The 22,341-nt window shown below is 61.2% G+C and carries 19 protein-coding genes; 1 reads left to right on the top strand and 18 read right to left on the bottom strand.

Annotated elements, in window-relative coordinates:
* Positions 1-250: 250 nt before the first annotated feature.
* The 9 genes from FHX15_RS21510 to FHX15_RS21470 form a co-directional block, all read right to left on the bottom strand.
* Positions 251-1,456: an MFS transporter gene (locus FHX15_RS21510; protein WP_184400389.1), complete on the bottom strand. Its 1,206-nt coding sequence runs from the start codon at positions 1,454-1,456 to the stop codon at positions 251-253.
* A 59-nt stretch (positions 1,457-1,515) separates the two neighbouring features.
* Positions 1,516-2,505 carry an AraC family transcriptional regulator gene (locus FHX15_RS21505; protein WP_184400388.1) on the bottom strand — a complete coding sequence of 330 codons (990 nt, stop codon included), beginning with the start codon at positions 2,503-2,505 and terminating at the stop codon, positions 1,516-1,518.
* A 138-nt stretch (positions 2,506-2,643) separates the two neighbouring features.
* On the bottom strand, positions 2,644-2,991 hold the full coding sequence (locus FHX15_RS21500; RefSeq protein ID WP_184400387.1) for a cupin domain-containing protein: 348 nt from the start codon (positions 2,989-2,991) through the stop codon (positions 2,644-2,646).
* Complete coding sequence (locus FHX15_RS21495) at positions 2,984-3,652, bottom strand: cysteine hydrolase family protein (protein ID WP_184400386.1); 669 nt, start codon at positions 3,650-3,652, stop codon at positions 2,984-2,986. Before FHX15_RS21495 ends, FHX15_RS21500 begins: the two co-directional genes overlap by 8 nt.
* Positions 3,652-5,202 carry an ABC transporter ATP-binding protein gene (locus tag FHX15_RS21490; RefSeq protein WP_184400385.1) on the bottom strand — a complete coding sequence of 517 codons (1,551 nt, stop codon included), beginning with the start codon at positions 5,200-5,202 and terminating at the stop codon, positions 3,652-3,654. The genes FHX15_RS21495 and FHX15_RS21490 overlap by 1 nt, the downstream gene beginning before the upstream one ends.
* Complete coding sequence (locus FHX15_RS21485; RefSeq protein ID WP_184400384.1) at positions 5,199-5,900, bottom strand: cysteine hydrolase family protein; 702 nt, start codon at positions 5,898-5,900, stop codon at positions 5,199-5,201. Before FHX15_RS21485 ends, FHX15_RS21490 begins: the two co-directional genes overlap by 4 nt.
* Positions 5,901-5,995: 95 nt before the next feature.
* Entirely contained in the window at positions 5,996-6,922 is a 927-nt protein-coding gene (locus tag FHX15_RS21480; RefSeq protein WP_184400383.1) for an ABC transporter permease, read from the bottom strand.
* A complete protein-coding gene (locus tag FHX15_RS21475; RefSeq protein ID WP_184400382.1) occupies positions 6,922-8,052 on the bottom strand; it encodes an ABC transporter permease in 1,131 nt (376 codons plus the stop codon). The genes FHX15_RS21480 and FHX15_RS21475 overlap by 1 nt, the downstream gene beginning before the upstream one ends.
* Positions 8,053-8,072: 20 nt before the next feature.
* Complete coding sequence (locus FHX15_RS21470; RefSeq protein WP_184400381.1) at positions 8,073-9,200, bottom strand: BMP family ABC transporter substrate-binding protein; 1,128 nt, start codon at positions 9,198-9,200, stop codon at positions 8,073-8,075.
* Positions 9,201-9,536: 336 nt separating this feature from the next.
* On the opposite strand from FHX15_RS21470, the gene FHX15_RS21465 reads away from it, so the two are divergent.
* Positions 9,537-10,229, top strand: coding sequence for a GntR family transcriptional regulator (locus tag FHX15_RS21465; RefSeq protein ID WP_184400380.1), 693 nt, complete (start codon positions 9,537-9,539; stop codon positions 10,227-10,229).
* 64 nt (positions 10,230-10,293) lie between these two features.
* On the opposite strand, the gene FHX15_RS21460 is transcribed toward FHX15_RS21465, so the two are convergent.
* The 9 genes from FHX15_RS21460 to FHX15_RS21420 form a co-directional block, all read right to left on the bottom strand.
* Positions 10,294-11,091, bottom strand: coding sequence for an ABC transporter ATP-binding protein (locus FHX15_RS21460; protein ID WP_184400379.1), 798 nt, complete (start codon positions 11,089-11,091; stop codon positions 10,294-10,296).
* Between the two features lie 12 nt (positions 11,092-11,103).
* Positions 11,104-11,997 carry a nitrate ABC transporter permease gene (gene ntrB / locus FHX15_RS21455; protein ID WP_184400378.1) on the bottom strand — a complete coding sequence of 298 codons (894 nt, stop codon included), beginning with the start codon at positions 11,995-11,997 and terminating at the stop codon, positions 11,104-11,106.
* Positions 11,998-12,053: 56 nt separating this feature from the next.
* A complete protein-coding gene (locus FHX15_RS21450) occupies positions 12,054-13,352 on the bottom strand; it encodes a CmpA/NrtA family ABC transporter substrate-binding protein (protein WP_184400377.1) in 1,299 nt (432 codons plus the stop codon).
* 493 nt (positions 13,353-13,845) lie between these two features.
* On the bottom strand, positions 13,846-15,657 hold the full coding sequence (gene atzF, locus FHX15_RS21445) for an allophanate hydrolase (RefSeq protein WP_184400376.1): 1,812 nt from the start codon (positions 15,655-15,657) through the stop codon (positions 13,846-13,848).
* Between the two features lie 3 nt (positions 15,658-15,660).
* Positions 15,661-19,197 carry an urea carboxylase gene (gene uca / locus FHX15_RS21440; RefSeq protein ID WP_184400375.1) on the bottom strand — a complete coding sequence of 1,179 codons (3,537 nt, stop codon included), beginning with the start codon at positions 19,195-19,197 and terminating at the stop codon, positions 15,661-15,663.
* 2 nt (positions 19,198-19,199) lie between these two features.
* Positions 19,200-19,850 (bottom strand): urea amidolyase associated protein UAAP2, encoded by a 651-nt coding sequence (locus tag FHX15_RS21435; protein WP_184400374.1) that lies wholly within the window; start codon positions 19,848-19,850, stop codon positions 19,200-19,202.
* A gap of 10 nt (positions 19,851-19,860) precedes the next feature.
* On the bottom strand, positions 19,861-20,682 hold the full coding sequence (locus FHX15_RS21430; RefSeq protein WP_184400373.1) for an urea amidolyase associated protein UAAP1: 822 nt from the start codon (positions 20,680-20,682) through the stop codon (positions 19,861-19,863).
* Complete coding sequence (locus FHX15_RS21425) at positions 20,679-21,503, bottom strand: ABC transporter ATP-binding protein (RefSeq protein ID WP_184400372.1); 825 nt, start codon at positions 21,501-21,503, stop codon at positions 20,679-20,681. The genes FHX15_RS21430 and FHX15_RS21425 overlap by 4 nt, the downstream gene beginning before the upstream one ends.
* A complete protein-coding gene (locus tag FHX15_RS21420) occupies positions 21,500-22,318 on the bottom strand; it encodes an ABC transporter permease (protein ID WP_184400371.1) in 819 nt (272 codons plus the stop codon). The genes FHX15_RS21425 and FHX15_RS21420 overlap by 4 nt, the downstream gene beginning before the upstream one ends.
* Between the last annotated feature and the right edge of the window lie 23 nt (positions 22,319-22,341).

Here is a 22,341-nt window from a genome sequence, read left to right as displayed (position 1 = left end):
CCACCGTGAAGTGAGCCGGCCGGTCTCAGGCCCCCCGGCTCTTCGATCCATCCATAGGCCGGTCGTAAGCGCAGATCCGGTCCGATAGCGCGCCGATGATACAGCGTCATCTGTCAGCGCGATTGCGATAAGGCCGGCCAATGCCGCGAGCGGGCTCGTCGTGACGCGCGCAGCTGAGATGTCGCATCCAGCAACAGATCTCACGGCATTTTTCAGTCCGATTGCGCGATGCTCAAACCGGAAGCAACAATCAGCTGCGAGGCTGCAGCAAGGCCAGGGCGACGGTCGATGCGGCTAGGACGGCCGTAAGGGTCAAGGGTCCTGCAGCACCATAGTGGTCGACGACATAGCCGCCGAAAACCGCGCCGATACTGATGGCGACCTGAAACGAGACGACCATCAGGCTGCCCGCCGCTTCAAGAGCTTCTGGTGCCGCGCGGGAAAGATTGGTCGGCAGCACCACCGGGCCCATTCCGAAGGCGAAGCCCCAAAGTGTAACGAGGGCGAACGCGATGCCGGCATGAGTGCCTGCAAGGACGAGAACGAGCGCCGCAAACGCCATCATCGCGGCGGTGACAGCGAGCGCCAGACGAATACTCGCGTCGGCAATTCGGCCACCGGCAACATTTCCGATCACGGAAGCGACGCCAAACCCGAGAAGCGCCAGGGCGATCGAATTGGTTTCAAGGAGCGTCACCTGTTCGAGGAAGGGGCGCACATAGACCGAGCCGGCAAAATGCCCTGTCATCAGCAAAAGAATGGCAAGCATTCCCAGTTGAACCGCCCGTCGTCGTGTCAGCCGGAAGACATCGGCGAGACTGTTGCTTGTGCTTGCAGGCAGTGTCGGCAAGCTGAGCAGCTGCAGCAGCATAGCGACGGCGGCAAGCCCGGCGGTCATCGCCATGGCGATGCGCCATCCCAGCCAATCGCTGATCAAAGCACCCACCGATGGTGCAGCTATGGTGGCGAGCGAGACGCCGAGGGTGACGATGGCCATACCACGACCTGTCGCATTGGCGCCCACCAACCTCGCTACTACCGCAACTGAAAGCGCCCAGAAACCGCTGAGCGCGATGCCGAGCCCAGCCCGGCCCAACAACAAGAGCCAAAAATCGGTCGCAAAAGATGCTAAAACATTGGAGCCCACCGCCAAGGCGCTGAGACCGACGAGCACGGTTTTGCGGTTCAGTCTGCCGATGAGAACATTGCTCAAAAGAGCCGTCACGGCGCCGACGGAAGCGGTAGCCGTAACGACCTGTCCGGCGGTTCCCTCGGTAACCCCGAGATCGCGCGCCATTGGCGTCAAGAGACCTGCTGGCAAGAACTCAGCTGATACAAGCGCGAAACTGGTGGCCGCCATCGAAAGAACGGCAAACCACGTAGACGCGGTCCAGACAGATTGCTCGGTCTCCAGGCCAATTGTAGCTTCGTCAAGCTGTGATGTTGTGTCCGTCATTTGAAATATCTCCTACGCTCGGAGATGTCATAGACGAAGTTTTCCAGATGATATGTATCCTAAAATCCGAAATCCATGCCCATTCGTCCGGAATTTGTGCGACGCACAACGCCTGGTGGGACGCTTGTGACGCGCTTGAAGGCGCGCGCGAAGGACGCCTCCGACTCGTAGCCCAGCCGGGAGGCAACCTCGGCGACCGACATGCCGCTTTGTCCTAACAGCTCCCGGGCAAGCTGCATGCGAAGGCGGATGAGATAATGTGCCGCGCCTTCTCCCAAAATAGCGCTGAAGCGCTCGGCGAAGATCGAGCGCGACTGGCCTGCCACACCGGCGAGGCTTTCGAGGGTCCAGTTATGACCGGGGTTCCTGTGCATGGCCGCCAAGGCGCGACCGATGTGGGCATCGCGGATAGCGGCGAGCCAGCCCGTGGTCGAGGTTCCGCTGCAATTGACCCAGCAGCGGATAAGCCGGGCTGCAAGTAAGTCCGCCATCCGCGACAGGACGGTCGCGCTTCCCATCTGGGGCTGGGTCGCTTCCGCCGACATAGCCGTCAGCAGGGGGCCAACAATCGGGTCGTTGCCGGCCACATCGCAGCCCTTGATGATTGGCGGCATCAGAGCGATCAAAGGGTTAAGTGCATGTGCCCCCAAAGCCATGGAGCCGCAGAAGAGGGTGCTGGTCGAGCCCGTTCCTTCCCGCAGCACTTCGCAGACATTGCTTCCCAAGCTCGTTATCTGACAGCTTTTAAGGCAGTCGCCCTCAACGTCTGGCGCGCTGGCCAATCGGTGTGCGATCCCTTGCGGCAGCAGCACCAGATCGCCATCGTTCAGCTCCTGCCATCCTTCGACCTCGGTATGGATCCAGCACGGACCTTGGCTCACAAAGTGAAAACGAAGCAGTTGTTGTTGCGGAAAAGCGATGCTCCACGGATGTCTGAGTTCGCAACGCCCATAGTTGACGCCACTCAGGCGAAAGTCTTGCAGGACTTCGCTCAGGGCATCCACGGGGATAGTTGACTGCGACAATGGTCGAGACGAATGGTCAAGCATTCTGGCAATTTAGGTCTCGAGCGTATGGCATTCAAGCCGGCTGAACTGGCAATGCGGCCTTTTGCGATTTAAGGAGTGACGGTCGCCAGCACTGCGTCGCGCGGTGAGGATATCGAAGGACGGTATCTCGGCTCGACGTTATTTCTCCCCCAGTATTGTTACCGGTCGGTCCCATTGGATGAGCACGACACAGCCGGTATCGCTCCAGACCGAGTGTTCGGTGCCCGGTGCGTTGACGATGTAGCTGCCGCGGGCGTAGTCGCCCGCTTCATCGGACTGAACTCCATCGAGCACGAGAATGGTCTCCAGTCCTTCGTGCCGGTGGCGGGGGACGGAAGCGCCGGCTTCATATTTCAGCAGCGCTACGCCGGGATGCTCGCCGTCGAAGGGGCGAATCCAATGGATTGTCACGTCATCGCGGAAAGGACCGAATTCCAGTTCTTTCCAGCCACCACTAGTGAGCAGTTCGCGGGTCGTCTCAGGCATTGGCGATGCTCTCCAGGATATCGTCGACATGGGCCGTCCAGCCGACGATCGCACCTTGGGCGCGGATCATGGCAATGGCGGCCGCCTTGAACTCGGGAAAATAGCTTTCCGTCGCCTCCTCGGCGAGCACGCATTCGTAACCGCGATCGTTTGCCTCGCGCATTGTGGTCTGCACGCAGACTTCTGTCGTTACACCTGCGAAGACCAGCTGTTTGATGCCCCTCTGCTGCAGCACTTTTCCAAGTTCCGTGGCGTAGAAGGCGCCTTTGCCGGGTTTTTCGATGACAACCTCTCCCTTGACTGGGGCAAGCTCCGGCAGGATCGCTGTGCCAGGTTCGCCGGAGATAAGTATTCGGCCCATCGGACCTTCGTCACCGATCCGCAGCGTCGGGTTGCCGCGGTTTCGTTTTGCCGGCGGCAGGTCCGAGAGATCGGGCCTGTGGCATTCCATCGTATGGATGACCGGCAGGCCGGCATTTCGGAAGCCCTGGATGAGGCGTTTGACGTCAGGCACGATCCTTGTGATGCGGCTGACATCATTGCCGAGGCTGGCGCCGAAACCGCCGGGCTCGGCGAAATCGCGCTGCATGTCGATGACGATAAGGGCGAGCTGGTCGTGCACCACCGGGAAAGCGAAGGGTTCTGCCTTGATCCTAGCCATCAGTGGTGCCCCGCCATATGGGCGCCGATGACGCCGATATCGGCCGAGCGCGCCGGTGTCTCATAAACCAGCTTGCCTTCGGAGATGACCATGATGCGGTCGGACATTTCGAGTAGCTCGTCGAGGTCTTCCGAAAGGAGCAGCACGGCCGTCCCGGAATTTCGGGCCTTCATGATGCGGGCGCGGATCTCGGCCACGGCCGAGAAGTCAAGGCCGAAACAGGGGTTCGAGACGATCAGCAGGTCCACCTCGCCGGTCAGTTCGCGGGCAAGCACGGCCCGCTGTACGTTGCCACCCGAAAGAGCCGCGATGGGCGAGGAGGAGGAAGCCGTTTTCACCTTGAAATCGGAGATCAGCGCCGTAGCGCGCTTCTTCATCTTGCCCTTGTTCAGCCAGACCGCGTCCTTTCCGTCCGCCTTCAGGTCGAAGGTCCGGAAGGCGAGGTTTTCGCTGACCGTCATGCGCGGCGCGCAGGCATTCTGCAGCGGCTCCTCGGGAATGAAGCGGACATTATTCTTCCGGGTTTCAGGGCGCGTCGCGCCGTAGATCTGGCCTTTGACGCTGACGCGGCCACTGTCCGTCGGCCGCTGGCCGGCGAGGATTTCGGTCAGCTCCTTCTGGCCGTTGCCGGATATCCCGGCAATGCCGACGATTTCGCCGGAGCGGACCAAGAGACTGTCGATCTCGATGGTCTTGAGGCCGGAACGATCGGGAGCCTTGATCTGCTCGACGGTGAGGATCGGCTTGGCGCTTTCGGAAACCGGAACGCGGGTGTCGAGTTCGGCGAGCTTGACGTCGCCGATCATCATCGCCGCCATGTCGGCGGTGGAGAGTTCGCCGACCTTGCCGGTGCCGACGAGCTTGCCCCGCCGCAGGATGGAGAGGTTATCGGCGAATTTCGTCACCTCGTGGAACTTGTGGGAGATCATCAGCACCGTCAGTTCGCCGCGTTGCGTCATGGCGCGCACGAGGCCAAGCATTTCGTCGGCTTCTGCCGGCGTCAGCACCGAGGTTGGCTCGTCCAGCACGAGAAAGGAGCGGCCGAGGTAGAGTTGCTTGACGATCTCCAGCTTCTGCTTCTCACCGGCGGCAAGCTCACTGACCGGCCTGTCGAGCGGGATCTTGAAAGGCATGCGTTCCATGAAGGCTGCAAGATCCCTGCGCTCCTTCGCCCAATCGATGATAGCAGGCACTTCGTCGCGGCTGATGACGAGGTTTTCGGCACCCGTCAGTGAAGGGACCAGCGTGAAATGCTGGTAGACCATGCCGAGGCCGTAGGTCGCCGCGTCCTTCGGCGACGCGATCGCCACTTCGCGGCCGTCGACGGAAAGCGCGCCCGATGTCGCGTGATAGAAGCCCATGATACATTTGACGAGCGTCGATTTGCCGGCGCCGTTTTCGCCAAGCAGGGCGTGGAAACTGCCCGCAGGCACATTTATCGAAACCTGGTCGAGCGCGGTGAAGCTGCCGAAGCGCATCGTCATGTCGATCGTATCAATGCCGACAGCCTTGCCGGGTTGCGGGAGGGGGGTGTCGCGGACCGTGCTCATGGCAACTGGCTCACAAACGTCTCGGAATTGGAGACCGAGCCGAAGACGCCGCCCTGCATCTTCACCATCTTGATGGCGGCAAGGTGGTTGCCGTAGTCGGTTGCACCGCAGCAGTCCTCCAGAAGCAGGCATTCGTAGCCGCGGTCGTTTGCCTCGCGCATGGTCGTGGAAACACAGACGTCAGTGGTGATGCCGGTCAGAATGATGTTTTCGATCCGCTTCTGGTTGAGGATCAGTTCCAGATCAGTGGCACAGAAGGAACCCTTGCCCGGCTTGTCGATGATCGTCTCGCCCTCGGTCGGGTAGAGTTCGGGAATGATGTCCCAGCCGGGTTCGCCACGTGTGAGGATGCGTCCGCAAGGCCCCGGATCGCCGATGCCGGCGCCGATGCGCTGCGAGCGCCAGCGCTTGTTGGCTGGCAGGTCGGCGAGATCGGGCCGATGGCCCTCGCGGGTGTGAATGATATGGTAGCCCTTGGCGCGCATGGTCGCCAACACCTTCTTGATCGGCTCGATCGGCGCTTGGACCAGCGACAGGTCGTAACCCATGTGGTCGACATAACCGCCTTTGCCGCAGAAATCCGTCTGCATGTCGATGATAACAAGCGCGGTATTGTCCGGCCGCAGGGCGCCGTTATAGGGCCAGGCATAGGGGTCGGCGTCGATATATTGTCCTTTGGTTTCGACCATGGCGTCCATCGTCTTCCTCTCCTATTCGCTCGCGAGTTTGAATGTCCTTCGGTAACGGTTCGGCCGCTTCGACCGGCTCAGTCGCTTGACGTGGACCGCGCTCGTCATTTCGTGAGCGACAGCGCGCCGGGCGCGCCGGCGAGCGAACGGGTCGGTGATGAGGTCGCGATCATGATGACCAGAGTGAGCACGTAAGGGGCAGCATAGAAGAGGTAATAGCCCTGTGTGACGCCGACGGACTGCAACGCCGGGCCCAGCGCACCGGCGCCGCCGAAGAGCAGGGCAGCCAGGAAGCAGCCGATCGGGTTCCAGCGGGCGAAGATGACGAGCGCCACTGCCATCAGGCCCTGACCGGAGGAAATACGCTCGTTCCAGGAACCGGGATAATAGAGCGACAGATAGGCGCCGCCGATTGCCGCAAGCGAACCGCCGACTGCGGTGGCAAGCAGTCGCACGCGATCCGGATCGATACCCATGGCGCGCGCTGCGTCGGTACTGTCGCCGACGACACGCAGGATCAGGCCGATACGGGTGTTCTTGAAAGCCCACCAGAGGATAAGGGCGAGGGCCGCGCCAAAGAGGAAGAGCACGTTGATGTTCAGCGCCGCCTGGATCTGCGGCATGCCGGACCAAAAACCGAGCGGAATTGCCGGCAGATGCGGTGCCGCAGGCTGGATGAAAGGCTTGCCGAGGAAGAAGGCAAGGCCGAGCCCGAACTGCATCATGGCGATGCCGATTGCGATATCGTTGACCTTTGGCCACTTGCAGATCCAGCCGTGGACGAGGCCGAAGATTGCGCCTGTTGCCATGGCTGCGAACACGCCGAGCCAGGGCGAGCTGGTCATGACGGCGACGGCGTAAGCCGTCATGGCGCCGAAGACGAGCGTTCCTTCAAGCCCGAGATTGATACGGCCGGACCGCTCGGTGATCGTCTCGCCGAGGCTGACGAAGATGAAGGGCGTGGAAACGCGAATGGCGCCTGCGAGGATGGCGAGGGGCACGCCCCACATGCCGATGCCTGTCTCTTCCATCAGAGGCTCCTTTTCCAGAGGTCGGGATTGAAGATCTTGAAGCGGCCGTAGAACGTCTCGCAGAAGAGGATGACGATGAAGAGCGTGCCCTGCAGCACCAGCACGGTGGCATCGGGCAGACCCATGCGGCGCTGGATCAGGCCGCCTGAGGCACCGATGCCGCCGAGCAGGATCGCGACGGGAATGATCGCCAGCGGATTGTGGCGTGCGAGAAAGGCGACGAGGATGCCGGTATAACCGTACCCTGCGGCGAGCGAGGCATTGGCGCTGCCCTGTACCGCTGCGACTTCGATCATGCCGGCAAGCCCCGCAAAACTGCCGGCGATCGCCGTAAAGCAGGCAATCAGCTTACCGACAGGCAGACCCTGGATCTGGGCGGCGCGCACATTCCCGCCGGCAATGCGGGCAGCAAAGCCGAAGCTCGTCACCTCGATGAGTATCCAGGAGAGGATGCAGGCGACGATGCCGATGACGAGGCCCCAATGCACATCCATGCCCGGAATATTGCCGAGCATATAGTCTGGCGGCAGCGGCTTGGTCGAAGGCTTGTTGAGGCTGGCGGGATCGCGCAAAGGTCCTTCGACGAACTGGTTCATCAGGGCAATGGCGATATAGGAGAGCAGCAGCGAGGAGATTGTCTCGTTGACGCCGCGATAGTGGCGCAAGAAGCCGGCCAGGCCGATCCATATGCCGCCAACCACCATTGCGGCCATTCCCATAAGAACGAGGGTCAGGAAAACCGGTGCTGCGCCGGTAAGCGGCATGGCCATGGCTGCGGCGGCAACGCCGCCCAGCACGACCGCTCCTTCCCCGCCGATAATGACGAGGCCGAGACGGGCGGGCAGGGCGACGCAGAGTGCCGTCAGGAGAAGGGGTGCGGCACGACTTAAGCTGTTCTGCATCGAAAACCAGCTGCCGAAGCCGCCGGCATACATAAGCTGGAAAAGCATCGCTGGCGATTTGCCGATCGCCAGGATGAAGAGGGAAAAGAGCGCAAGACCAATCAGGATGGCCGCAAGGCCGATGACGATGGGTTCAGCCCGTCGCGCGATCCATTCGAGGATGGGGCGCAGCGACGCCGGTCTTTCGGAAGCGACTGAGATTGCGGGATCATTGGCCTGGATCGTCATGGCGCGTCTCCCTCTGCGTGTTAAGCCGTGGACCCGACGACACCCTCAACCAGATAATTCATGCTTTCGAGTTCGATTGCGTCTTCGGCGTAGCTCTTGTCGGCGGCGACGACCGCGTTGCCCTTGTTATCCTTGAGCGGTCCCTTGAAGACAGAGAAGCCGCCCTTCATCATCTCGGCATGGGTCGTTTCGAAAGCCTTCCGACCTGCCTCGGAAACGGCAGGCCCGAGCGCACTCATCTTGACGAACCCGTCCTTCAGGCCGCCGCGCACGAAATTGCCGAGCTTTTCGCCGCCCTGCGCCTTTTTGACGAAATCGCTGTAGACATTGCCCCAGGCCCATTCAGCGCCGGTGAGGTACTTTTCGGGGGCAAGCGGGCTCTGATTGGCGTGATAGCCGCAGACAAAGGCGCCGCGGCCGGCGGCCGTTTCGACGACGACCTTGGGGCTGTCGACGTGGCAGGTGATGACGTCGGCGCCCTGATCGACGAGCGCGTTGGTGGCTTCTGCCTCCTTGACGGCAAGCGACCATTCGCCGGTGAAGATCACCTGGCAGGTGATGGCCGGATCGACGGAGCGGGCGCCGAGCAGGAAGGCATTGATATTCTGCAGAACCTGCGGAATCGGCTTGGCGGCAACAAAGCCGAGCTTCTTGCTCTTCGTTGCATGGCCGGCGGCGATGCCATTCAGATATTGTCCCTGGAAGATATAACCGAAATAGGAGCCCGTATTGGCGGGGTTCTTGCCTTCTTGCCACAGGCCGCCGCAATGACGGAACTGGATATCGGGATATTTGGCGGCCATCGCCAGCATGTGCGGGTCGAAGTAGCCGAAGGAGGTTGGGAAGAGCAGGGTCGCGCCATCGAGATTGATCATCGATTCCATCGTCTTTTGAACGTCTACCGTCTCCGGGACGTTCTCTTCTTCAACGACGGTGATGCCGGGCAAGGCCTTGATGGCGGCCGCACCCTCGGCATGCGCCTGGTTATAGCCGTAGTCATCCTTGGGGCCGACATAGATGAAGCCGACGGTCAGAGCCGTCTGCGCAAATGCGCGAGAGGAGAGAAGACCTGGCGCTGCGCCAACGACAGCGGCGGCCGCAGAAACCTGAAGGAAATGGCGTCGTTTCATGGAAAGGAGTCTGGTCATCGGAATGCTCCCCTTGCGGCGATTTTGCCGTTTCAAATTGGTTACGGGAAAGTGTATGCAATGCCCGTGCCAGATTTTAATTACTTGATAATAAAGAGAAAATTTTTGACAACTAATAGAAAATCGAAATGTGCATGCAATTTCAGCTCAAAATCAGATTAAAATTTATCCATAGCCTATAAAACCGTCATATATTTGTATCAACGAGCGGGTTTTGCAATACAGCCTTACAATGGAATAGATTTTCGTGTTGTAAATCAATAATATATGGTGAAATTTGACTTTGCTCGCTTGAGCGGGCATGTGTATGCAAAGACAACGATGCAGAATCACCCCTTGAAGCAAATCAGGCGCAGAGAGATCATCAGGGCAGGGACGACCGTCGAGCAGATGGTGCGGGCGATTGCCGACATGATCGTGACCGGCCAGATGCTGCCGGGAGAGAAGCTCGACGAAGTCTCGTTGGCGGCCCGTTTTGAAGTGTCGCGCACACCGGTGCGTGAGGCCCTTCGCGAACTCGGGGCGATGGGGCTTATCGATCGTGAGCCGAACCGCAGCGCGGTCGTTACCAACGTCACCGAAACTTATCTGCATTCGATGTTCGAAGCGATGGCGGAACTCGAAGCGATCTGCGCCAGGCTATCGGCCGAGCGCATGACAGTCGACGAGCGGCGCACGCTTGAACTGGAGCACAAGGCGTCGATGAGGCTCGTGCATGCCGGCGCGCAAGAGGAATATGCGGCGCACAACACCGAATTCCATACCCGCCTTTATCGCGGCGCGCATAACGATCATATTTCTGAGATGGTGACGCAGACGCGGGCGCGGTTAGCGCCCTTTCGGCGCGCACAATTCCGTCTGCCTGGACGCCTGGCAAAATCCTATGAGGAGCACGGCCGGATCGTGAGCGCGATCATGCGCGCTGATGGCGCTGCCGCTGCGCAGGCGGCCTATTCCCATGTGGAGATGGTCAGCGATGCCAGTGCGGTGTTTGCAACCGGCATGGAGCCGGGCGCGCGCAACGCCTGAAATCAGCCACCTGAGATCCGCCGGAAGGACAGGCCACAGGAGCCAGCAAGCGTGGCTGTGCGGCCTACTCGGCAGCCTCGATGAAGCGATGGCGTTCATAGAGAAACTTCAGCACGGCCTCACGGCATTTGAGATATGTCCGGTCGGAGGTGAGTCCGATGCGGTTGCGGGGGCGAGGAATCGCTACATCGAGCACTTCGCCGATGCGGGCCGCCGGGCCGTTGGTCATCATCACGATGCGGTCGGACAGCAGCACTGCTTCATCGACATCATGGGTGATCATCACCATCGTGTTGCCGAGCCGGCTATGGATCTCCATCACCGCGTCCTGGAGATGGGCGCGCGTCAGAGCGTCGAGGGCGCCGAACGGTTCGTCGAGCAGCAGGATCTTCGGCTCCATTGATAGCGCGCGGGCAATGCCGACGCGCTGCTTCATGCCGCCCGATATTTCCGAAGGCCGTTTGTCTTTGGCATGTGCCATCTGCACGAGGTCGAGATTGGTCATGACCCAGTCGTGCCGCTCGGCCTTGCTCTTCGTTTTATTGAAGACCTTGGAGACGGCGAGATTGACGTTCTCATAGACCGTCAGCCAGGGTAGGAGCGAGTGGTTCTGGAAGACGACGGCGCGTTCCGGACCCGGTTCGTTGACCTCCCGGTTTTCAAGGAGCACGGCGCCTGCGGAAACTGGGGTCAGACCGGCGATGAGATTGAGCAAGGTGGACTTGCCGCAGCCTGAATGGCCGATGATCGAGACGAACTCGCCTTCGGAAATCGTTAGATTGATGTCCTTCAGGATCTCGGCGCGCACACCGCTACGGTCGAAATGCTTGTCGATGCGATCGAGCTTCAGATAGGCGTTCATAGGTCGCGCCCCTCAATTGGCCATGGCGCCGTGGGTGACGATTTTGCCGAGCGCTGCCACCAGCTTGTCGAGGGCAAAGCCGACAACGCCGATATAGGCCAGCGCCACGATGATGTCCGGGAGGCGCGACGAATTCCATGCGTCCCAGATGAAGAAGCCGATGCCGACGCCGCCGGTCAGCATTTCGGCTGCGACGATCGCGAGCCAGGAGAGGCCGACGCCGATCCTGAGGCCAGTGAAGACGTAGGGTGCTGCCGAAGGCAGCATGATCTTGAAGAAGAATTCGAACTGATTGAGGCGCAGCACCTCGGCGACGTTGCGGTAGTCCTGCGGTATGTTGCGCACGCCGACGGCGGTGTTGATGATGACCGGCCAGATCGAGGTGATGAAGATGACGAAGATTGCCGACGGGCTGGAATCCTGAAAGGCTGCAAGCGACAGCGGCAACCAGGCGAGCGGCGGAACGGTGCGCAGCACCTGGAAGATCGGGTCGAGGCCGCGCATTGCCCAGACCGACTGTCCGATGATCGCGCCGATGATGACGCCGGCCACCCCGGCAAGCCCGAAGCCATAAGCGACACGTTGCAGCGAAACGAGCACGCGCCAGCCGAGCCCAATATCCTGGGAGCCGTAATTGAAGAAGGGATAGGCGATCAGGTCATAGCTGTCCTGCCACACCTGATGCGGCGAGGGCAAAGACGCGTCGGCCGAAGAGCACAGAACCTGCCAGACCAGCAGGAGAAGTGCCAGTACGACCGTTGGCGGAACGAGATTGCGAAATGCGGTCAGGCCCGCGCGGCGAAAGTCGATCCTCGGACTATGCCCTCCGGAAAACGGCAGAACCTTTACTGCCCGCTTGACGGAGACGGTCGTGGAGGAATTTTGTTTATTTGCCAGGGCGGACATCGCTCGCTCCTCACGTGAGAAAGGGCCGGCGCGCGGGTTGCGCGCCGGAAGGCGGGTCAGGAAACGGCCTTGATCGAGAGGCTGTCGAGATAGGCCGAAGGATTTTCAGGATCGAAGACCTTGCCGTCGAAGAAGGTTTCCTTGCCGCGAGACGACGATGCAGGAATGTCGGCGGCAGCGACGCCGAGATCCTTGGCGGCCTCGCGCCAGATGTCTTCGCGGTTCACCTGGTTGACCAATGTCTTCACATCCGTCGTCGCCGGCAGATTTCCCCAGCGGATGTTTTCCGTGATGAACCAGCTATCGTGGCTCTTGAACGGATAGGAGGTGCCGTTCTTCCAGAACTTCATATAGAGGTCAGTCGCCTTGACCTCGCGGCCGTTGCCGTAGTTGATGTCGCCCTTGAGGCGGCCGAGAACGTCCTTCGTCGGCACGTTGAACCATTGACGCTTGCCGAGAATGTCGGCCATCTCCGCCTTGTTATCCATGCTGTCGCACCACTGCTGAGCTTCCATGACGGCCATCAGCAGGGCCTTGGTGGCATTGGGGTTCTTTTCGATCCACACGGCGCGAAGCCCCAGCGCCTTTTCAGGATGGCCCTTCCAAAGTTCGCCGGTGGTGGCTGCGGTGAAACCGATGCCCTGGTTGACGAGCTGCTCGTTCCACGGCTCGCCCACACAGAAAACGTCCATGTTGCCGACCTTCATATTGGCCACCATCTGCGGTGGTGGCACGACGATGGTCGAAACTTCCTTGTTCGGGTCGATGCCGCCAGCGGCGAGCCAGTAGCGGATCCAGAGGTCGTGGGTGCCGCCCGGGAAGGTCATGGCGGCCTTGATCTCCTTGCCTTCAGCCTTCTTTTTCTCGAAGGCCGCCTTCAGCTTCGAGGCGTCGAGCTGCACGCCGGTTTCGGCATATTCCTTGGCGACGGAAATGCCCTGGCTGTCGAGATTGAGGCGGGCGAGGATCGCCATTGGAACCGGCTTGTTGTTCTGCGTCACCTTGCCAGTGTGCATGAGATAGGGGAGCGGCGAGAGGATATGGGCGCCGTCGATGCCATTCGCGGCGCCACCCAGCACGAGATTGTCACGGGTCGCACCCCAGGACGCCTGTTTGGCGACATCGGTTTCCGGCAGGCCGTATTTGTCGAAAAGACCTTTCTCCTTGGCGATAATCAGCGGCGCAGAATCCGTGAGCGCGATGAAGCCCAGCTTGATCCCCTTCACCTCAGGGCCCGGCCCGGCGGCAAAGGCGCCGGACGGAAAGGCAGTCTTGACGGCGCCGACGAGGGCGGCAGTCGCAGTCGTCTTGAGCATGCTGCGGCGAGTGAAGCCGGGTGTCGAATTCTTCGTCATGCGCAGGTTCCCTCTGCTGGCTGAATCTGGACATAAAAAAACGCCGCCGGAATGCGCCCGCGGGATGGGAGTCCCGGATGGCAATCCTTGCGACGTCGATGTCTGATGTAAGCGCTTATGCCGCGCCTATCTGCATCGGTCTTCGTTGAGCGATGCATCTTTGGGATCTGCAATCAGCGTGCCAGTTTCGGCCTGGTCGCAGTAACCACTGAAAAGAATGGGAAATTCGGAGTTCTCGCCTCTGCCTAATTATTGTTCATTTGCAAGATCGGCTGATATTTTAAGCGAAAGGTGCTGCGATTGCGTGCGTGGGAGCACCTTATTGTGCAGCGCAATCAAACCGGAAACCTTCCGCACCCCCAGCAGGCGACGAAAGGATAGATCTAAGATCGATTACCGTCTCGTGCGACTGAGTCGTCGGGAGTTGCTTCGTGCTTCAAGGCTCGCGAATATCGCCTGGAGGATTCTTTTGAGATGATGCCTCGCGCTCATTTCATTTCTGGATCCTTTGATCCGCGATGTAAGCGCGCCAACTACCCAACTCGGTGATTTCGCGCGCACCTTCGATGGCATAGGTCTCGCAGAGAAAACCGGAAATTTGAGAGCCGTCATCGAGCGTTATTTTGCCGATTCCGAGCGGGGCAGGAATGTTCTGTACAAAGCGTCCGAAAGCTTCCGGAGTGACTTTCCACACTTCGACTTCGAGGCCCTTGCCGTCAAAGCCGGGTTCGCGAACCAGACCTGGCTTTGGTGGGATGGTATTTGGCAGAACGAAGAGCCGGTAATCCGGTGCGGTACGGCAGGATTTGATGCGCCTGCCGCCCGGCTTGGTCAATTCGTGGTTGAGAGGCATGCCGGTGAGATGCGCCCCAACGACGACGATCGGCACGAGGCCGTCATCGGCCGGCACGATGCGGCTTGCTTCCGGTATTGTGGCCAGGCGGTCCTTTCCCATCCCCGCGTTCAAGGTCCGATGCATAGCATCGGCGAAGGGGGCGAGGGCGTCATCGGTAAACGCGGGGCCGATCAGCGTCACGCCGGCCGGGAGGTGGCCACTAGTGTCGAAGCCGGCTGGAACGGCGATGGCCGCGCAATCGAGCAAATTGACGAAATTGGTGTAGCGGCCGAAATGGCCGTTTTTAACGATCGGATCGGCCATCATCTCCTCGACCGTGTAGGTGGTCGGCGAGGTCGGCAGCATCAGGATATCAGCTTTCTCCCATTCCTTTGCGGTCTGTTGGCGCAGCGCTTCGAGCCTATATCTGCCTTCGAAAGCGGCGACGGCGTCATAGGTTTTCGCGCCCTCGATAATGGTGCGGACTGTGGGGTCGAAGTCGCCGGCATTCGTGGCGAGAAAATCCTTCACTGCCGCCAGCCGTTCGGCGACCCAGGGGCCGTTGTACAGCAATTCGGCCGCCTGCCGGAACGGAGCATAATCGAAAGGAACGATCGTGGCGCCGAGCGCGCGCGCTCTTTCGATCGCGGCGTCGTAGAGAGCTTCGACCTGCCTGTTGCCGAAGAATTCCCGCTCGGCTCCGGCGAGCACGCCAATCCGCAGGCCGGAGGCGGGCAGACTGGCTGGAACGGCCTTGCGCGAAAACGGATCGGCGGCATCGTAGCCCTCCATCACCTTGCGGATCGCGACGCCGTCGCCGACCGTTGGGGCAAAGACGGTGACGACATCGACGCTGCGGCAGGCTGGCACGACCCCGACATTCGGCACCAGCCCCGGTGTCGGCTTGATGCCGACGAGGTTGTTGAAGGCGGCCGGTACGCGTCCGGAGCCGGCCGTATCGGTGCCGAGCGCGAAGCTTGCCAGGCCCGAGGCGACGGCAACCGCCGAGCCGGAGCTCGAGCCGCCCGACACATAGTTCTCGTCGAAGACCGAGCGCGGCGCTCCGTAGGGCGAGCGTGTGCCGTTGAGACCGGTTGCAAACTGGTCGAGATTGGTCTTGCCGATGACGATGGCGCCGGCAGCCCGCAGCCTCGCGACGACCATTGCGTCCTTGTCTGGCTGATAGGCGAAGGCAGGACAGGCAGCTGTCGTCGGCAGGCCCGCCACGTCGATATTGTCCTTGACCGCGAAAGGAATGCCCCAAAGCGGCAGACTGTTCGGCTCAGGCGCCCGGTCCATCAGAGCTCGCGCTTCGGCCCGCATCACGTCGTCGGGCATTGGCGTGATAAAGATGGCGGGATCCGTCGAGGCGGCGCGCCGAGCGATGACGATCTCGATGATATCGAGGGGGCTTTTGCCTGCCTCATAGGCTGCGCGAAGGCTGGTCAGATCGAGAATGGTCGGCAGCATGGGTCAGCATTCCTCCAGAACAACAATGATATCGCCCGCTTTGACGTTTCGTCCGGGGCCGGCGCGCAAGTCGCGGACGCGGCCTGGCGCATGTGCGGTAACGTTGATTTCCATTTTCATGGATTCGATGATCGCAAGTGTGTCGCCCGCCGCAACCGGTGCGCCCGGCTCGACCAGCAGCTTCCAGATATTGCCAGGCACGGCACTGGCAACGCCGAAGCAGCCCTCGGGAATATCTCCGTCAGGGCTTTCGCCGGTGCCCTCGTCGGTGACAAAGCTGTCGAGCCCTGCCTCCTTCCAGCGCTGGCGCTCGGCGTCGAAAGCAGACTGCTGCCGCGCCTTGAAGGTCGCGATCGAGGCCGCATTTGCCAGCAATTCCTGCTCGTAGGCCGCGTAGGAAAATTCCGTCTCCTCGATGCGGACGGGATAGCCACCGTACGGGAAGGCTCTGCGGGCCTCCGCCAGTTCCTGGTGGCTGACCGGGAAGAAGCGGATCTGATCGAAGAAATCGAGCAGCCAGGGTTTGTTCTTGAATACAGGCGTCTGCCGCCAGGTATTCCATACCTGTATGGTGCGGCCGAAGAGCTGATAGCCGCCAGGGCCCTCCATGCCGTAGATGCACATGTAGGCCCCACCGATGCCGACGGCATTTTCAGGCGTCCAGGTGCGGGCCGGATTGTACTTGGTCGTCACCAGTCGATGGCGCGGATCGACCGGGGTCGCGACCGGCGCGCCGAGATAGACGTCGCCAAGGCCGAGCACGAGGTAGCTCGCGTCGAAGACGATGTCGCGGACGGCCTGTTCATTCGCCAGCCCGTTGATGCGGCGGATGAACTCGATGTTATCAGGGCACCAGGGTGCGTTCGGCCGCACGAGTTCCTGGTACTTGCGCATGGCAAGCTGCGCATCCGGATCGTTCCAGGAAAGCGGTAGATGCACGATGCGGCTCGGTACCTTGACGTCCTGGGCTGCCGGCAGGCTTATCTCGATCTCGGCGAGCAGGCCGAGCAGGCGTTTGCGGGTCAGCGACGTACCGTCATAATGGATCTGCAGCGAGCGGATACCAGGGGTGAGATCGATGATGCCGGGCAGGCGCGCCTGCGAAACGGCCTGCATCAACAGATGCACCCTCAGCCGCAGGGCGATATCGAGCGACATCGGCCCATATTCGACCAGCAGGTTGTCATCACCCTGACGGCGATAGACGACAGAGACTGGCCCGCCTTCACTCTTGCCGATAACGGGCGAGCCCGTCTCTTCCTTCACTCGATGCACGACCGGTCCGGCAATCGGATCGTCCGGCCGTGCAACAGGATGGAAACGGATGAGGTCACCCGGCTTGAACTGGCCCATTTTCCACTGTTCGTCGCGAGCGATCACTGCCGGGCAGACGAAGCCACCGAGGCTCGGCCCGTCGGGTCCGAGGACGATCGGCATGTCGCCGGTAAAATCGATCGCGCCGATCGCATAGGCGTTGTCATGCAGGTTGGAGGGATGAAGGCCGGCCTCGCCGCCGTCACTGCGCGCCCATTTCGGTGCGGGACCGATCAGGCGCACACCCGTGCGGGCACTGTTGAAATGTACCTCGTAGCTCGTTGAAAACAGCGTCTCGATATCGCCGTCCTGAAAGAAATCAGGCGCGCCATGGGGGCCGTAGAGGACGCCGACCTCCCATTCGCGGGTCAGCTCTGCCGGCTCGACTGCCGGGTTCCGCGGTTCGGCGGCGGCGTGGCGGGCAAGATGCAGCACATGGCCTGTTTTCAGCGTGCCTGTGGCATTGCCGCCGAATTGGCCGAGGCCGAACGTGGCGCGCGAGCCGAGCACGACCGGGGCGGCAAAGCCACCCGCAACGGCGAGATAGGAGCGCTGCCCCGGCCCATCGATGCTGCCGATCGAAAGGATCTGGCCGGCGCGGATAGTGGCGGCTTCATCATGCGGCAGTTTTTCGCCATCGACGCTCATCGCCATCCTGGCGCCGGCAAGGGCGACAACAGTATCGGTATGGAATTTCAGGACCGGGCCGGAAACCGTCAGTTCGAGTGCCGCGACCATGTCGTCATTGCCGACGAGGCGGTTGGCGTGGCGGAAGGAGCGTTCGTCCATCGGGCCGCTCGGCGGTACACCGACATGCCAGAGGCCAAGCCTGCCCGGCAGTTCCTGGATGCTCGACTGAGCGCCCGGCGCGATCACCTCGATAACGTCAGGTACGAAGGAAAAGTCGCGCAGCGCCGTCGTCGCCACCTTGCCGCTGGCAAGCAACTCGGAGCCGGCGATGGCGCGAAGATAGTCGAGATTGGTCTCGATCCCGGATATCGCTGTTGCGGCAAGAGCTGTCTTCAGCTTCTCGATCGCCGCCGGGCGGTCTTCGGCTGATACGATCACCTTGGCCAGCATCGGATCGTAGAAGGGTGTCACCTCCGTACCCGTCTCGATCCAGCCGTCGATACGCGCGTCCTCGGGAAAGGCGACTTCTGTCAGCAGGCCAGCGCTTGGCCGGAAATCGGCATGCGGCATCTCGGCATAGACGCGCACTTCGATCGCCGCTCCTTTCGGCTGCAGTGTTTCCGCATCCGAGAGCACATCCTCGCTCGCAGCCTGACGGATCATCCACTCGACAAGGTCGATGCCGAAGACGGTCTCGGTGACGGGATGTTCAACCTGCAGGCGGGTGTTGACCTCAAGGAAATAGAATTCCTCGCGCATGGGATCGTAGATGAATTCGACTGTACCGGCGGACTCGTAGGAGACGGCTGAGCCGAGATCGACGGCTGCCTTGTGCAGACGGGTACGGGTTGCTGCCGAGAGGCCAGGGGCAGGGGTCTCCTCGACCACCTTCTGGTTCCGTCGCTGTAGCGAGCAATCGCGCTCGCCAAGCGCGATTACCTTGCCTTTGCCGTCGCCGAAGATTTGCACCTCGACATGCCGGGCCTCCGCCACAAAACGTTCGATATAGACGCGCGCGTCGCCGAAGCTTGCCCGCGCGGTGCGCTGCACGCTTTCGAACGAGGCCGTCAGGCTTTTCGGATCGGCGCAGAGCTGCATGCCGATACCGCCGCCGCCGGCCGTGCTTTTCAGCATGACGGGATAGCCGATGGATTCGGCCGCCGCGAGCGCTTCATCGGCGCTTGCAAGCAGGTTGGTGCCAGGCAGGAGCGGCACGCCACTCGCCTTGGCAAGTTCACGCGCCGTGTGTTTCAGACCAAAAGCCGAGAGATGTTCGGGACGAGGGCCGATGAAGGCAATGCCCTCGGCGGCGAGTCGCTCGGCAAAACCGATATTTTCCGACAGGAATCCATAGCCGGGATGCACGGCTTCGGCTCCCGTCGCCTTGCAGGCGGCAATGACGGCGTCAATATTGAGATAGCTTTCGCTGGCCGGTGCCGGACCTAGGCGGAACGCTTCATCCGCCATCATCGCGGGCTTGGCGAAGCGATCGGCATCGGAGTAGACAGCGACAGAGGCAATGCCCATCCGCCTCAGTGTCTTGATGACGCGGACGGCGATTTCGCCCCGGTTGGCGATCAGGACTTTCTTGAACATGCTCAATCCTCGCCATCCCAGATCAACACCCGGATCGGCGTCGGGTCGAAGCCGTTGCAGGGATTATTGATCTGCGGGCAGTTGGAGATGACGCAGAGCACGTCCATCTCGGCGACGAGTTCCACATAGTCTCCGGGTGCGGAAATGCCGTCGACGATGGTCATTTCGCCATTCGGCTTGATCGGCACATTCATGAAGAAGTTGATGTTCGGCACGATATCGCGCTTGCCCATGCCGTATTTCGAAACTTCGAGCACGAAATTGTCGCGGCAGGCATGCAGGTATTTCGTGCCATGGCCGAAGCGCACCGTATTGCTCTCGCAGGAGCAGGCCCCAGCAGACGTGTCGTGACGGCCGCAGCTGTCGGCCGTCATGATCAGCATGACATTGCCCTCGTTCGACATGATCTTGGTGTCGATGCCGATATAGGCGGCACCCTGCATGCGCATCGTATCCTGATTGGAATAGCGCTCGGCAAAATCATCGGCACGGTAGAAGAGCGTGTCGATCGCTTGCTGGCCGTAGCTGTCCTCGATGCGGATCGTCTGGCCCTTACGCACGACGCCCGACCATGGGGCTTCGGCCGGAATAAAATGGTCCTGCGCGGCATTCTGCAGGCTGCGGGCAGGGGAGGTCTGGATGAAATCGGACATGATCTTCTCCTCAGGCCTGCATAAGCGCGTTGTTCTCGAACCCGCGCGCGGCTTCGGCAGTTGCTGTGCGGCAAAGATCATCGGCCGCAGGGATCGCCGCCTTGTAGCGGGTGATGACGACAGGCTTCGGCCGATAGCTGGGATCTGGATCGAGCGGATGCGGGCAATTGGAAAAGCCGACGAGCATATCCATCTCGGCCCGCAGTTCGACATAATCGCCACTGTTGGAGCGCTTGCCCTGCCAGCCGAAACCGCCGGCTTCTGCGACGCGGACGGGGGCGAAGAGATTGAGGATGCCGGGAATATCGCGACGGTCGAGACCGAGCTTGACGGCGGTAAGGATTAGGTTGTCGCGGGTGTTGCGCGTCTTCTCGTCGGGATATTTCGCGGCATTCGAGGCAGAGGTCGAGCCACCCGTCAGGCAGTCATGGGCGCCGGAACTATCCTCTGTTATCGAAAACATGACTCGCCCCATGTCGGAAAAGATCACCCGTCCCTTGCCGAAGGCCGTCGTCCACTGAACCTTTGCGGTATCGACGAGATTGATCCGCTCGCTCGTGTCGTCGGCATTCCAGGCGACGAGCGCCACCGTGGAATTGCCCTCGGCCTGATCGATACGAACTGCTTCGCCGCGCAGAAGCTTCGTCGACCAATACCAGCCGCCCGGTATAGTCTCCTGGTGGACGATCGCCGCGGCATCGATGGCCGGTGCCGGCAATGGGCTCGGGCCAGGCAGGACCTTGGGCGCGAATTCCAGACCCTTCTTCTCGTGCTCTTCGTAGCGAGCGCGATTGGCGGCGATCTCTTCCGGTGAGCGTCTCACATGCATCATAGCATCTCTCCTGACGGTGCCAGGTCGTCCCGGCCATGCCCCAGGGAAGCGACCGGGCCGTCCCGGTCGGGGCTGAAGATCGATGACTGGCCGGCAAGGCGCGGCGGCCAGATGGAAATATCCTTGGTGATGGTGGCGCCGTAGCGCTCCTTCTCTTCCGGCCGGTCGCGGCGGCGTTCAAAGGCGACGACGCGGCTTGCCAGCGTGAAGGCCTCGCGCATGTCGTGCGTGACCATGACGACGGTCATCTGCGTCTCGTGCCAGAGCCGCTTCATCAGCGTGTGGATTTCGGCGCGAATACCGGGGTCGAGCGCACCGAAGGGTTCGTCGAGAAGCAGCACTTTCGGCTTCATGATGAGCGCTTGGGCAAGAGCCAGGCGCTGCTGCATGCCCCCGGAGAGCTGCGCTGGATATTTGCTTTCCGAACCGTCAAGCCCAACCTCAGCGATCAGTTCTCGCGCTTCGTCGATGGCGCTGCGGCGCGCAGCACCGAAAAGCCTGGCCTTGTAGCGGGCAGCGGAAAATTCCTTGCCGAGCAGCACATTGCCGAGCACCGTCAGGTGCGGAAAGACCGAATAGCGCTGGAAAACGACGCCGCGATCCGCTCGCGGCTCCGGCGGCAGCGGTTCGCCATCGAGCAGGATCTTACCCCTTGTCGGTTGCTCCTGGCCGAGCAGCATGCGCAGGAAGGTGGTCTTGCCGCAGCCGGAAGGACCGACAAGGGCGACGAAGGCGCGCGAGGCGACGGTCAGCGATACGTCCTCGAGCACGATCTGGTCGCCATACTCCTTCCAGACCCTTTCGATCGTCAGTTCGCTCATGCCTGCTTCTCCAGTTCCGACCAAGGGAAGACCGCAATGCGCAGGCGATCGAGCAGGGCATTCATCACCACGGCAAGCACGGTGATCCAGACGACATAGGGAAAGATGATGTCCATCGAGAGATAGCGGCGGACGAGAAAGATGCGGTAGCCTAGGCCGGAATCCGACGAGATCGCCTCGGCCGCGATCAGGAACAGCCAGGCCGGGCCGAGCTGCAATCTAAGGCAGGTGATCAGCCGTGGCAGGATCTGCGGCAGGACGACACGCAGTCCGATCTGCCAGGAGGAGCCGCCGAGCGTCTCGGCCTTGACGATCTGCTCACGCGGCAGTTCGAGTGCCTTCAGCGCCAGGTCACGGATCATCGTCGGGGCAACACCGATGACGATGAGTGCGATCTTCGATGTCTCGCCAAGCCCCATGATGATGAAGAGGATCGGCAGCAGCGCCAGCGGCGGCACCATGGAAATGACGGCGATGAAAGGGGCGAGCAGCGCCCTGAGATAAGGCAGCATGCCGATCAGCATGCCGATAACAAGTGCGATCGCCGTCGAGATGCCAAGGCCGGAGAGCAGCCGGATGAGGCTCGCGCCCGTATCCGACCAGAGCAGGAATTCGCCGGTGCGCGGATCGGCGACGAAGGCCAGACGGTTGATCGCATCGGCAAAGCCGGCAAGGCTCGGCAGAAGCTTGTCATTGGCGTTATCAGCAAGTCGCGCGGCCGAGCCGAACGCATAGGCAAGGGCGAGCAGCACGAATGGCAACAGCATCAGGGCAAACTGCGCGCCCCGGCTCGGCCTCGTGTTGATCCAACGCATGGGAAATGCTCCGCTGGTGAAGG

Source organism: Rhizobium sp. BK650 (assembly GCF_014195325.1).
GTDB lineage: Bacteria > Pseudomonadota > Alphaproteobacteria > Rhizobiales > Rhizobiaceae > Rhizobium.
Note: the sequence above shows the minus strand (reverse complement) of the source record. Positions and strands in the feature narration are given on the sequence as shown.